This is a genomic window from Streptomyces sp. NBC_00568 (genome assembly GCF_026341855.1).
Classification (GTDB): domain Bacteria; phylum Actinomycetota; class Actinomycetes; order Streptomycetales; family Streptomycetaceae; genus Streptomyces.
On sequence record NZ_JAPENW010000001.1, the window covers coordinates 4,057,922 to 4,070,697 of the forward strand.

Here is a 12,776-nt window from a genome sequence, read left to right on the forward strand (position 1 = left end):
TCATCGGATGAGGAAGCGCGCACTGCACATGAATCCTGTCGAGTACCCTACCGCTTGGGATCACCCGCCCACCCGGAAGGCATGGAAGAAGCACATGCTGATGAATGTGATCGGGCAGGCCGGTTGGGTTGCGGCGTTCCCTGGACTCCTGTACGTGATGGTGGTGTTCACATCTCAGGCGTACGTGCTCATTTTCGTGCCATTCCTTCTCTATTCGCTTTACCGGGCTGTCACGCAGATCAGTTATTTTTCTTGGGCCGCACGTATGCGCTGCATTCTGCAACAGTATCCGTGGCAGATTATGAAGGAGATTCCTCGTGGCCTGGCCAAGCATCCTGAGGCAACGGATGAGGCGGCTTGGTTCGAATTCCGGGATCCAGATCATCGTGAGCGGAAGGTGCCGCTGCTTTTCATTCGGCATCAGCGTGCGCACTGGTGGCTGAAGCGCATTGGCAATGTCAGGACCAAGCCTGCCCTGAAGGCCGAGATCGAGCCTCTGTGGTTCGCGGGCGACCCCAGGTTCCTCGGCGTGATCGCGGCGTCCACCGCCGGCGCCGATGAGCCGAGGCGCCTCCACGTCCTCTACCAACGACCGGTGTTCGACAGTCGCCGCCCGCTTGACACCCGGGGAGCAGGGATCGCGGACGTGGATCGGGCGCGCCGTGCTGGTGCCAGGTATCTGGACGGCGCCAGTCAGTCCCCCGCGTAGAGAGGGGAACGTCATGACCACTCCAGCACCTCGGTTCACGGTTCATCCGAGCGCCCGCGAGCCGGGTGACGGCGTCTGGTTCGCCACCCCGGCGGGTTTTCTGGACCTGCGTCTTGACGCCTTCACCGGGCGCCCGGATTCGCCGTCGGCGAGGAGCACCGCCGAGGCATTGGCTTCGGTCCTGAGCGCGGCTCCCGACGATGTTGTCCGAGAGGTATTGGTCACCCAGTTGACGGCCGCCCAACAGATGCTCCGAGCGCTTCGCTCGGAGGGGGCTTCCCATTGCTCCCTGGGGTTGCACCGGGATGACACCGGCGGGGCAGACAAGATGCCGCTCGTATCGCTCTTCACTGTCACGTGGGTAGACGTGGAGTGGGCCCCGCGCGGAATTACTGTGGGCCGTGCCGTGGTGGCGGCCGAGGGGCACACCAATATCGAGTACGCGGAACTGCCCTGTGGTCCGGCCACGTTCAGCGAACTGCTGCGCCTCCCCGTCCAAGAGTCGGGCCTTCCGCAGAATCCTCTGCTTCAGGTCCATGCGCATCTTGCTCACCCGGACGGCAGGTCATTGGTGCTCCTCACGCTGAGCACGACGGCTTTGGCGCATCGCGAGCACTATCGCGCGATTCTCCGTCAGATCGCTCAGTTGGCCAGTTTCGACGACCCATTCGACAGTGCCGTCCCTGAGGTGGCTGACCAGTGGAGCTGAGGACTTCGTGAGTAAACGGCAGATCCGGCAGATGTTCCGGCTGATGGCCGCGGGGGAGGCGGTGCAGCTCACGAGCCCGATGGCCTCCGTGAAGAAGCTGGCCCGACTCGCCTTCATCGCCCAGCAGTTCGGCTACGAGTACGCGGACGTTCGCCAGGGCGGCGGGCGCAACAACGCGCTCACGATGCTCATCGTGCCCGACCCCGGCCCGCAGGCTCAGGCGCGTGCCGCGCAGAACTGGGCGCAGTATCCGCAGGCCGGCGACGGGGTCTCGTTGCCGCCTGTCGTCCCTGACGCGCTCGAACTCCTCAAGGCCCGCATCAACTTCGACCTCACCGGCAAGAACGCCGAGAAGCGGATGGTGTACGCGGCTGTCGGCCTCACCGTCGGGTGCGTCGTGCTCGGGGTGCGGGCGGGCGGGGACTCCGTCGCCTACACCGTGGCCGGAATCCTGTGGGCGGTGGTGATGGTCGTCCTCGGTGTCGGCCTCGTCGTCACGCGCAAGCGGAACGCCAAGTTCGCGGCGCTGCTGCGGGCGGCCGGGTTCGCGCCCGTGACGGAGGAGGGCGGGCGGGTGCGGTATCTGCCGCCGACGGCGGGGTACGGCGCCGCACCGGGGGCTGCCGGTCCGTACGGCCCCTACACCCCGTACGCCCCGCAAGCCCCATACGCCGGTCAGCCCGGCAGTGCCCCGTATGCCGGTCAGCCCGGCAGTGCCCCGTACGCCGGTCAGCCGGGCAGTGCCCCGTACGCCGGTCTGCCGGGGAGTACCCCGTACGCCGGTCAGCCCGGCAGTGCTCCGTACGCCGGTCAGCCCGGTGGTCCGCACGTCGGTCTGCCGGGCGGCCCCTACGCCGGTCCGGCCCAGGAACAGGTCCACCTCCCGGCCCAAGCGCCCGCCCAGCCGCAGAGCCAGTCGCAGAGCCGGCCGCAGAACCAGCCCCCGGCTCCGGCTCCGGGCTCCTACGCGTCCCCAGCACCCGGCCCGCACGGCCCGCAGGCCTCGTACTCAGCCCAGCCCAGTGCCGGTCCTTACGCCCAGCCCGGCGCTGCTCCCTACACCCAGCCCGGCGCTGCCCCTTACCCCCAGCCCGGCGCCGGTCCCTACTCCCAGCCCAGCCCCGTACCGCAGCAGCCGCAACATCCCCAGCATCCCCAGCACCCCCAGCACCCCCAGCACCCCCAGCACCCCCAGCACCCCCACCCCCAGCACCCCCACAGTCACCAGCAGCACCCCCAGCAGCCCCCGTCTCCCAACCCCAACCCCGACCCCCACCAGAGCCCGCCGCAGTCTCAGCCCCAGTCCCAGCCCCCGGCGGAGTAGGCCGCCGCCTAGCTGCCCCAGGCCTCCGGAAGCCCGAATGCCCTGAATACCGTGGGCAGTTGGAAGACCACCGTGTGGCTCACCGCGCCCCGGTCCGTTGTGAAGACCTGCAGCGTGTGGAGGCGGTGCGTGTCGTCGCCCGGTGCGCGGACGTACGCCGCCAGCGCGGGCTGTCCGTTCGCCGAGGTGGGCCGGAGGCGCCAGTCCGTGCCGCGCATCGCGAAGACGCGGGCGATGAAGGCGACATAGGCGTCGGGGCCGATGTACCAGTTGAGGACCGGGGGCATCTCCAGGACGACGTCCTGGGTGAGCAGCGTGCGCAGGGTGTCGAGATCGGCGTCCTCGAAGGCGCGCAGATAGCGGTCGACCACCGCGCGCTGATCCTGGTCCGGCGGCTCCGTCACCTCGTCCTCCGTCAGCCCGGCCTCGGCGAGCCGTGCGCGGGCCCGCTGGAGCGCGCTGTTCACGGACGCGGTCGACGTGCCGAGGGCTTCGGCGACCTCCGCCGCCGGCCAGGCCAGCACGTCCCGCAGGATGAGGACCGCCCGCTGACGCGGGGGCAGCAGCTGCATCGTGGCGATCAGCGCCAGGCGCAGGCTGCCCCGGGCGGCGACCACTCCCGCGGGATCCGGGGCCGCAGCCCCGGTGCCGAAGGCGAGCCCGGCTCCGCCTCCGTCCGGGAACGGTTCCAGCCACGGCACCTCCGTCCCCGTCTTCATCGGCGCCGCCGGATCCTCCAGCGCGCCGACCAGGCCCGACGGCAGAGGTCTGCGGGCGCGTCCGCGCAGAGCGGTCAGACAGGTGTTGGTGGCGATGCGGTACAGCCAGGTGCGCAGGGACGCACGCTCCGCGTCGTAGCGGTCGTACGCGCGCCAGGCCCGCAGCATCGTCTCCTGGACCAGGTCCTCGGCCTCGTGCACCGAACCGAGCATCCGGTAGCAGTGGGCCAGCAGTTCGCCGCGGTAGGGGGCCGTCCGTTCCTCGAAGCCGTCGCGTCCGCCCCGTCCGTCCCGTCCGTCCCGTTCATCGCGTCCATCACGTCCGTTGCGTTTGTCGTGGTCGCGCGTCGTCATGGTCTTCTCCTCGGCGGCTCGGCTTCTTGGCCTGTCGGCCTGTCGGCGGCTCGGTTCCTCGTGTCCGTGTTCTTCGGGACCCGTCGCTCACCGGTACGTACCTCCGGGACCGCCGGAACTCATCGCTCCCGGCACCGATGAGTTCCGGCGTCCGCGGAGGTACGTACCGGCACCGAACGCATCCGAGGAGAAGGATCATCATGAACGCAACGGACCACAGCCAGGACGTCCGCACCGTCCTCGACCGTCTCTACGCAGCCTGGGCGGACCACGACGCCGACGCCTTCGCCGATCTCTACACCGAGGACGCGACGGTCGTGATGCCGGGTGTCTTCCACGACGGCCGGGAGGAGATCCGTGCCTATATGGCGGCCGCCTTCGACGGACCGCTGAAGGGGTCCCGGCCGCTCGACGAGCCCCGGCGCATCCGCTTCCCGCGGCCCGGCACCGCCGTCGTGGTCAGCGAGACCGGGATTCTCCTGGCCGGTGAGAGCGAGCTGCCCGCCGACCGGCTGCGCCGTGCGACCTGGGTTCTCGTCCGCGATCCCGCCGGCGGGAGCTGGGCCATCACCTCGTACCACAACGCCGCCGCCTGAGGGGCGGGCCGGCCGGCCCTGCCCCCGACCTGCCGCACCCGTTCCCGCCCCGTCCTCACCGTCGGGTCCGGGAGCGGGTGAGAGCAACGTTCCCTTCCGGTCATTCACAGGCACAGCGCGGAAACGCGCCCTCCCTACCTTCGGGAAACAGCAGCCCAGTAAGCCCGGAGAACCAACGGAGGCGTGAGATGACTGCCCCAGCCACGAGTACAGCCCCTGCGCGGGGTGGTCGCTGGATCGAGGAGTGGGATCCGGAGGACGAGGTCTTCTGGGAGGAGAAGGGGGAGAAGGTCGCCCGGCGCAACCTGATCTTCTCCGTGCTGTCCGAGCACATCGGGTTCTCCATCTGGACCCTGTGGTCGGTGATGGTCCTGTTCATGGGGCCGGAGTACGGGCTCACCCCGGCCGACAAGTTCCTGCTGACCTCGATGGTGACGCTGGTCGGCGCCGTCGTGCGGGTCCCCTACACCTTCGCGGTCGCGCTCTTCGGTGGCCGGAACTGGACCATCGTGTCCGCGAGTCTGCTGCTCGTGCCGACCGTCGCCGCCTTCGTGGTGATGGAGCCCGGAACCTCGTTCAACACCTTCCTCGTGGTGGGTCTGCTGGCTGGCATCGGCGGCGGAAACTTCGCCTCCAGCATGACCAACATCAACGCCTTCTTCCCGCTGCGGAAGAAGGGCTGGGCGCTCGGCCTCAACGCGGGCGGCGGCAACATCGGCGTCCCCGTCATCCAGCTCGTGGCGCTCGCCATCATCGGGGCGAGCGGCGGGCCCCGGGTACTCCTCGGGATCTACATCCCGCTCATCGTGGTGGCCGCCGTTCTCGCCGCCCTCTTCATGGACAACATCGCCTCCGTGAAGAACGACACCGGCGCCGCCAAGGACGCGGCGAAGGACGCGCACACCTGGATCATGTCGTTCCTGTACATCGGCACCTTCGGGTCGTTCATCGGCTACGCCTTCGCCTTCGGGCAGGTGCTCCAGGTCCAGTTCGGGCGTACGCCGCTCCAGGCCGCCTACCTCACCTTCATCGGCCCGCTGCTCGGTTCGCTGATCCGGCCCGTCGGCGGATGGCTCGCCGACCGCTACGGCGGCGCCAGGATCACGCTCTGGAACTTCGTCGCCATGGCCGCGGCGACCGGGATCCTCGTGTTCGCCAGTATTGAGAAGTCGCTGCCGCTCTTCGTCAGCGTCTTCGTGGTGCTCTTCGTGCTCAGCGGACTCGGCAACGGGTCGACGTACAAGATGATCCCCGGGATCTTCCAGAAGAAGGCCGTGGACAAGGGGCTCGAAGGGGAGGAGGCCGCGCGGTACGGGCGCCGGCTCTCCGGCGCCTCCATGGGGCTCATCGGTGCCGTGGGCGCGCTCGGCGGTGTCGGCATCAACCTCGCCTTCCGGCAGTCGTTCCTCAGCTCCGGCTCCGGCACCGGCGCCTTCGTCACCTTCCTCGTCTTCTACGCGGTCGCCTTCATGGTCACCTGGGCCGTATACCTTCGCCGTCCGGCCGCCTCCGGAGCGCGGGCCACCGCCACCGCCGAGGCGAAGTCCCAGCTCAGCTACGCCGAGGTGTGACGTAACACGCCCGACATCACGTTGATCCGAGCCTGTCACGGTCCGTTGACAGGCTCGGCTCAGCCACGGACGTACGACAGCACAGACCCGTACGACGACTCGACGAGCGCGAGACGAGAGCCATGCACGACGAACAGCAGCGACCCGACCACGGTCCTCTCTCGGGATTCACCGTGGGAGTGACCGCCGCGCGCCGGGCCGACGAGCTCGGCGCGCTGCTCCAGCGGCGCGGGGCCACCGTCGTACACGCGCCGGCCCTACGCATCGTGCCCCTCGCCGACGACAGTGAACTGCTCGACGCGACCAAGGAGTTGGTCGGCAACGCACCCGACGTGGTGGTGGCCACCACCGCCATCGGATTCCGCGGATGGGTCGAGGCCGCCGACGGATGGGGCCTCGGCGAGGACCTGCTCGCCCGGCTGCGCGGGGTGGAACTGCTGGCCCGCGGACCCAAGGTCAAGGGCGCCATACGGGCCCAGGGCCTGACCGAGGAGTGGTCGCCGTCCTCCGAGTCGATGGCCGAGGTGCTCGACCGGCTGCTCGACGAGGGCGTCGACGGCCGCCGCGTCGCCGTACAGCTGCACGGTGAACCGCTGCCCGGTTTCGTGGAGTCGCTGCGCGCCGCCGGCGCCGAGGTGATCCCCGTGCCCGTGTACCGGTGGATGCCGCCGGAGGACATCGGGCCCGTGGACCGGCTGCTCGACGCGGCTCTCACCCGCGGTCTGGACGCGCTCACCTTCACCAGCGCGCCCGCCGCCGCCTCCCTGCTGTCCAGGGCCGAGGACCGCGGCCTGCACGCGGAACTCCTCGCCGCGCTGCACCACGACGTCCTGCCCGCCTGCGTCGGACCGGTCACCGCGCTGCCGTTGCAGGCCCACGGCATCGACACCGTCCAGCCCGAGCGCTTCCGGCTCGGCCCCCTCGTCCAGCTGCTCTGCAAGGAACTGCCCGGCCGGGCACGGACGTTGCCCATCGCCGGGCATCAGGTGGAGATCCGGGGACACGCGGTGCTGGTGGACGGGGCGCTGCGGCCCGTGCCGCCCGCCGGGATGTCACTGCTGCGGACGCTCGCGCGACGGCCCGGCTGGGTGGTGGCGCGGGCCGAACTGCTGCGCGCGCTGCCCGGGGCCGGGCGTGACGAGCACGCCGTGGAGACCGCGATGGCCCGGCTGCGTACGGCACTCGGCGCGCCCAAGCTGATCCAGACGGTCGTCAAGCGGGGCTACCGGCTCGCGCTCGACCCGGCCGCTGACTCCAAGTACGCCGACGTCTGAGGCCGCCGGTACAGGAACAGGGCACGGGCGAGGCAGGCCAGCGCGAGCGTCGACAGCAGGGCCCGTACGACGTTCCAGGCCACCCAGGTGTCCTCGAACCGGTCGCGCACGGCGGCCGGGTCGGCGATCCGCGACGGGTCGCCGGCGTCCGCGAGGCCGTTGTTGAGCGGGATGTTCACGGCCACGGTGACGAGGAACACGAGCGTGTAGGCGGCGAGGGCGGTGAACACCCACCACCGGTTCGGCTCGCCGCGCGACTGCCGGGCGGAGACCGCCGTCAGCACCAGGGCGCCCAGGAAGCTCAGGAAGAACACCGGGTTCTGGATGACGTCATTGATGTTCTGCATGACCTCGATGAAGACGCGGTCGTCGCTGCGGGCGAGCGCCGGCATGATGGCGCAGGCGAAGATGTAGAAGACCCCGGCGATCAGGCCCATCGCGACCGTGGCCGCACCCAGTACACCCGCGGCGGTGCCGCGCCGTTCCGTGCTGTTGTCCGTCATGTCCCTCAGTCAACCGGCGCCGCGGCACAGGTGACATGGCCGAGGCGCGCGGCCGCATACGTGGGCGTCCACGACGTGATCGGCCACGGCTTCCCCCCGTTCCGCCGTGTGTTCCACCGCGCGACCGGCCCGGCGGTCCGCCGCGACGCCGACGCCGACGGCGCCCTTCGCCGCCCCCGGCCGGTGTGCGTCCGGTAAGGGGCGGTACTGAGTCTTCCGGCGGGGCGTCGGGGCATGCACTGTAGGGAGTACGACGGCGGGTAACCCCAAGGCGGTGACAGGCGCATGGCATCGGGCATGGCCACAGCCTCGTACGAGCTGCGGTTCGACTCCGGGCGGATCTGCCTGGATCTGACGGCGACCACCCATCCCGAGGAACGCCTCGACTCGGCCGCCCAGTTGGGTGCCTGGGTCAGCGCGTCCGGGCTGGTGCCCGCGGGAACCCCGCTGACCGCCGTGGACACGGCGTGGCTGCTCGGCTTCCGGGAACTGCGCGGACATATCGCCCAGTTGGTGCGCGGCGAGCTGGACGCGCGGCCCGCCGACAGCGCGCTCGCCCGCGTCAATGCCGTCGCCCTCGCCGCACCGCCCGCGCTCCGGGCCGTCCGCGCCGACGACGGCTCGCTGCGTCGCGCCCCGCACACCCCGCCGCGCTGCGCCGAACTGCTCTCCGTGGTCGCCCGGGACGCCCTCGACCTGCTCACCGACCCTCCGGCGAGGGCTAGTCTGCGACAGTGCGAGGGAGACAACTGCCCGATCGTCTACCTCGACACCTCACGGGGCCGGCGTCGGCGCTGGTGTTCCAGCGAAGTGTGCGGCAACCGGGAGAGAGTGGCCCGGCACCGACGGCGCGCGGCTCTGGCACGCGCCTGATCACACCCGTCCGTGAGGATCCAGTGACGTGAGGTGATCGATACGCATTCTTTTCGGTGTCTACACATCTTCAACAGAAAAAATCCTGAACACTTTGAACACCCGCGTACCAACACACGTACCCGGTGATGAGCGACCGACTGGGGGAACCCCCGGACACCGGAGGTAGGCGTGCGCAAGGATTCAGCCGTGGCTGATGAACACAGGCCAAGGGCCCGACATCGCATGTCTCAGCAGTCCTCGTCGACAGAACCCGACGAGGAGCTGATGCGTGCGCTGTACAGGGAGCACGCGGGGCCGTTGCTGGCCTATGTGCTGCGCCTGGTCGCCGGAGACCGGCAGCGCGCCGAAGACGTTGTGCAGGAAACACTCATCCGTGCCTGGAAGAACGCCGGTCAGCTCAATCGAGCGACCGGTTCGGTACGCCCCTGGCTGGTGACGGTCGCCCGACGCATCGTCATCGACGGCCACCGCAGTCGGCAGGCCCGGCCGCAGGAGGTCGACCCGTCGCCGCTGGAGGTCATCCCCGCGGAGGACGAGATCGACAAGGCGTTGTGGCTGATGACACTGTCGGACGCGCTGGACGACCTGACCCCTGCTCACAGGGAAGTACTGGTCGAAACATACTTCAAAGGGCGTACCGTCAATGAGGCGGCCGAAACGCTCGGCATTCCCAGCGGCACTGTGCGCTCACGGGTGTTCTACGCCCTGCGTTCGATGAAGCTGGCGCTGGAGGAGCGGGGGGTGACGGCATGAACACGTACGGGGGTTACGGAACAGGTGGGCCGGGAGCCATGCAAGGTCCACGCGGACAGCAGGGGTCCGGCGACATCCACGAGACGGTCGGCGCCTACGCCCTCGGCATCCTCGACGACGCCGAGGCGACAGCCTTCGAGGAGCACCTCGCCACCTGCGAGTGGTGCGCCCAGCAGCTCGACGAGCTCGCCGGGATGGAGCCGATGCTCGCCGCGCTCGCGGACCTGCCCGCCTCGCAGGGCAGCCCGGCCATCGGCGAGTCCCTCTCCGCCCGCCCGAGCCCACGGCTCGCGGAGCGGCTGGTCGACGAGGTCTCGGCGCGGCGCGCCCAGAAGCGCCGGCGCGGCATGTACCTGGTGGCGGCCGCGGCCGCGCTGATCATCGGCGGTCCGCTGACCGTCATGGCCGTCAACGGCGGCAGCGACGGCGGGACGAACGTGCCGGAGGCGCACCCCACCAGCCCCGCCAAGGCCGCCTTCAAGGTCATGACCGACAAGACGGAGGCCACGGACGCGAGCACCAAGGTCAACGCCGTCGTCGCCGTCGAGCCGAAGGACTGGGGCACCCACGCGGTCCTCCAGCTGAAGAACGTCAAGGGCCCGCTCAAGTGCTCCCTGATCGCCGTCGGCAAGAACGGCGAGCGCGAGACGGTCACCTCCTGGGCGGTCCCGAAGTGGGGCTACGGCCTCCCCGACGCCAAGACCGAGGAGGCCAAGCAGCCCCTCTACGTGCACGGCGGCGCGGCCTTCACACCGAACCAGATCGACCACTTCGAGGTCATGACCTTCGACGGGAAGCGGCTGGTCGAGGTGGACGCGTGAGCGAACCCCGGGCGCGCACGTAGCCTGTCGGGCCTCCCTTCGCGTACGGTTGACGGCTGCCCAGCACGTCAGAAGGGGGCCCGGTGGCCGCTCAGGCTCAGCAGGAAACCGCGCGCGGCTCGGTCCACTCATCCGTACCGGACGACTCCGTCAAGGACGACTCCGTACGGGACAGTGAGATCGGTGTCGAACAGGAACATCTCGACCGGGTCTACCGGCGCCTCGAGGAGAAGATCCACGAGGCCGAGTTCCTCATGCACGACGCCGCCCAGCGCGGTCACGTCGGGACGCCGGGGGCGCTCGCGGAGCGGGACGCCCAGGTGTTCCGTGCGGGAATTCACCTCAACCGTCTGAACAACGAGTTCGAGGACTTTCTCTTCGGCCGGATCGACCTGCTCCGCGGGAAGGACGGCAAGAAGGGGCCCGACGGCGCCTACACGGCGGTGGAACCCGCCGAGGGCGTGGTCCGCGAGGACAACACGGCCGACATCGCGGAGACGCTCCACATCGGCCGTATCGGCGTCCTGGACGCCGACTACGCGCCGCTGGTCATCGACTGGCGGGCGCCCGCCGCGGCCCCGTTCTACCGCTCCACCCCGGTCGACCCCGGCCGGGTCGTACGCCGCAGGGTCATCCGCTCCAAGGGCCGCAGGGTCCTCGGCGTCGAGGACGACCTGATGCGCCCGGAGGTGAAGGCCTCCCTCGACGGCCGCGAGCTCCCCGTCATCGGCGACGGCGCGCTCATGGCCGCGCTCGGACAGGCCCGCAGTCACACCATGCGGGACATCGTGGCGTCCATCCAGGCCGAGCAGGACATGGTGATCCGTGCGCCCGCCGCGTCCGTGACCTACGTCGAGGGCGGCCCCGGCACCGGCAAGACGGCGGTGGCCCTGCACCGGGCCGCCTACCTCCTCTACCAGGACCGCCGCCGGTACGCGGGCGGCATCCTGATCGTCTCCCCGACCCCGCTGCTCGTCGCCTACACCGAGGGCGTGCTGCCCTCGCTCGGCGAGGAGGGCCAGGTCGCGATCCGTGCGATCGGTTCGCTCGTCGACGGCGTGGGCGCCACGCTGTACGACTCCCCGGCGGTGGCCCGTGCCAAGGGCTCGCACCGGATGCTGAAGGTGCTGCGGAAGGCGGCACGCGGGGCGCTGGAGGCGCCGGCCGGTGCGGCAGGGAACTCTTCCGGCCAGCTCGCTCTCGGGGAGCCCGAGACGGCCCCCGCCGGTCCTCCCACCCGCCTGCGGGTCGTCGCCTTCGGGCGCCGGCTGGAGCTGGAGTCCGCCGAGCTGAACCGCATCAAGAACAACGCGCTCAGCGGGACCGCGCCGGTCAACCTGCTGCGGCCGCGCGCACGCAGGCTGCTGCTCGACGCGCTGTGGGCGAAGTCGGGCGCCGGGACCCGGCACACCGACCCGGAGCTGGCCGCCGAGCTGCGGTCCTCGTTCGACGAGGACGTCACCCTGGAAGACAGCTTCCTGGCCTTCCTGGACGCCTGGTGGCCGGAGCTGACCCCGCGCGGGGTGCTGACCGCCATGGCCGACGAGCGGCGGCTCGGGCGCTGGGCGCGCCGGATCCTCAACCCCGGCGAGGTCCGCCGGGTGGCGCGCTCGCTGAAGCGGGACGGGTTCTCCGTGCACGACGTGGCGATGCTCGACGAGCTCGAGGCGATCGTCGGGACGCCCGCCCGGCCGAGGAAGCGGCGCGATCTGGACCCGCTGGACCAGCTGACGGGGCTCGAGGAGCTCATGCCGGTGCGCGAGGAGACGCAGCGCGAGCGCGCCGAGCGGCTGGCGCAGGAGCGGACCGAGTACGCGCACGTCATCGTCGACGAGGCGCAGGACCTCACGCCCATGCAGTGGCGGATGGTCGGCCGGCGCGGCCGGCACGCCACCTGGACGGTCGTGGGCGACCCGGCCCAGTCCTCGTGGTCCGACCCCGACGAGGCGGCCGAGGCCCGTGACGAGGCTCTCGGCACCCGGCCCCGGCGCCGTTTCACCCTCACCGTCAACTACCGGAACCCGGCCGAGATCGCCGAGCTGGCCGCCAAGGTCCTCGCCCTCGCCATGCCGGGCTCGCAGTCGCCGTCCGCCGTACGGTCCACAGGTGTCGAACCCCGGTTCGCGGTCGTGCGGGACTCCCTCGCCCAGACCGTGCGCGCCGAGGCGGCCCACCTCCTCGACCGCGTCGACGGCACCGTGGGGGTCGTCGTCGCCATGAACCGGCGCGAGGAGGCCGCCCGCTGGCTCGCCGGGCTCGGGGACCGTGTGGTGGCCCTCGGAAGCTTGGAGGCCAAGGGGCTGGAGTACGACGCGACGGTGGTCGTGTCGCCCGCGGAGATCGCGGACGAGTCGCCCGCCGGGCTGCGTGTCCTGTACGTCGCCCTGACCCGGGCCACGCAGCAGCTCACCGTCGTCTCCAGCGACCGCGACGACCCCGACCCGAACGGAGTCCCCGATCTCCTGCGGGACTGACCCGGTCTCCCGCGGGACCGACCAGGTCCCTTCCATGTCCGTGCCCCGGCCGCCCCGTCCCGCCGAAAAGAACTCTCGGGACGGGAATTGCCT

11 protein-coding genes and 1 pseudogene are annotated in these 12,776 nt (G+C 70.5%); 10 read left to right on the plus strand and 2 right to left on the minus strand.

Translation table 11 applies throughout. The features are described from left to right. Positions 1 to 94: 94 nt before the first annotated feature. The 3 genes and pseudogenes from OOK38_RS17670 to OOK38_RS17680 all read left to right on the plus strand — a co-directional run. The gene (locus OOK38_RS17670) at positions 95 to 709 is read left to right on the plus strand and encodes a hypothetical protein (RefSeq protein ID WP_266759318.1); all 615 of its coding nucleotides are present in this window, start codon (positions 95 to 97) and stop codon (positions 707 to 709) included. Positions 710 to 722: 13 nt separating this feature from the next. Then, positions 723 to 1,418, plus strand: a complete 696-nt coding sequence (locus tag OOK38_RS17675; protein WP_266759316.1) for a hypothetical protein — start codon at positions 723 to 725, stop codon at positions 1,416 to 1,418. A gap of 7 nt (positions 1,419 to 1,425) precedes the next feature. Further along, positions 1,426 to 2,379, plus strand: a pseudogene (locus OOK38_RS17680) (hypothetical protein); the annotation flags it as partial. Positions 2,380 to 2,750: 371 nt separating this feature from the next. Here OOK38_RS17680 and OOK38_RS17685 read toward each other — a convergent pair. Next, positions 2,751 to 3,815 (minus strand): sigma-70 family RNA polymerase sigma factor, encoded by a 1,065-nt coding sequence (locus OOK38_RS17685; protein ID WP_266759314.1) that lies wholly within the window; start codon positions 3,813 to 3,815, stop codon positions 2,751 to 2,753. A 200-nt stretch (positions 3,816 to 4,015) separates the two neighbouring features. Between OOK38_RS17685 and OOK38_RS17690 the strand changes: the two genes are divergently transcribed. From OOK38_RS17690 to OOK38_RS17700, 3 genes are all read left to right on the plus strand, one after another. After that, on the plus strand, positions 4,016 to 4,411 hold the full coding sequence (locus tag OOK38_RS17690; RefSeq protein ID WP_266759312.1) for an SgcJ/EcaC family oxidoreductase: 396 nt from the start codon (positions 4,016 to 4,018) through the stop codon (positions 4,409 to 4,411). A 188-nt stretch (positions 4,412 to 4,599) separates the two neighbouring features. Continuing rightward, positions 4,600 to 5,982, plus strand: a complete 1,383-nt coding sequence (locus OOK38_RS17695; protein ID WP_266759310.1) for a NarK/NasA family nitrate transporter — start codon at positions 4,600 to 4,602, stop codon at positions 5,980 to 5,982. 122 nt (positions 5,983 to 6,104) lie between these two features. After that, entirely contained in the window at positions 6,105 to 7,256 is a 1,152-nt protein-coding gene (locus OOK38_RS17700) for a uroporphyrinogen-III synthase (protein WP_266848576.1), read from the plus strand. Here the strand turns inward: OOK38_RS17700 and OOK38_RS17705 are convergent. Further along, complete coding sequence (locus tag OOK38_RS17705; protein ID WP_266759307.1) at positions 7,205 to 7,759, minus strand: DUF1772 domain-containing protein; 555 nt, start codon at positions 7,757 to 7,759, stop codon at positions 7,205 to 7,207. The two genes, OOK38_RS17700 and OOK38_RS17705, sit on opposite strands and share 52 nt — an antisense overlap. A gap of 285 nt (positions 7,760 to 8,044) precedes the next feature. Here OOK38_RS17705 and OOK38_RS17710 point away from each other — a divergent pair, with 285 nt between their 5' ends. From OOK38_RS17710 to OOK38_RS17725, 4 genes are all read left to right on the plus strand, one after another. Beyond that, positions 8,045 to 8,632 carry an ABATE domain-containing protein gene (locus OOK38_RS17710; RefSeq protein WP_266759306.1) on the plus strand — a complete coding sequence of 196 codons (588 nt, stop codon included), beginning with the start codon at positions 8,045 to 8,047 and terminating at the stop codon, positions 8,630 to 8,632. A gap of 225 nt (positions 8,633 to 8,857) precedes the next feature. After that, a complete protein-coding gene (locus tag OOK38_RS17715) occupies positions 8,858 to 9,388 on the plus strand; it encodes a sigma-70 family RNA polymerase sigma factor (RefSeq protein WP_037619265.1) in 531 nt (176 codons plus the stop codon). A gap of 38 nt (positions 9,389 to 9,426) precedes the next feature. Next, positions 9,427 to 10,209 carry an anti-sigma factor gene (locus OOK38_RS17720; RefSeq protein ID WP_266759304.1) on the plus strand — a complete coding sequence of 261 codons (783 nt, stop codon included), beginning with the start codon at positions 9,427 to 9,429 and terminating at the stop codon, positions 10,207 to 10,209. 83 nt (positions 10,210 to 10,292) lie between these two features. Next, positions 10,293 to 12,683, plus strand: coding sequence for a UvrD-helicase domain-containing protein (locus OOK38_RS17725; RefSeq protein WP_266759302.1), 2,391 nt, complete (start codon positions 10,293 to 10,295; stop codon positions 12,681 to 12,683). Positions 12,684 to 12,776: the final 93 nt, after the last annotated feature.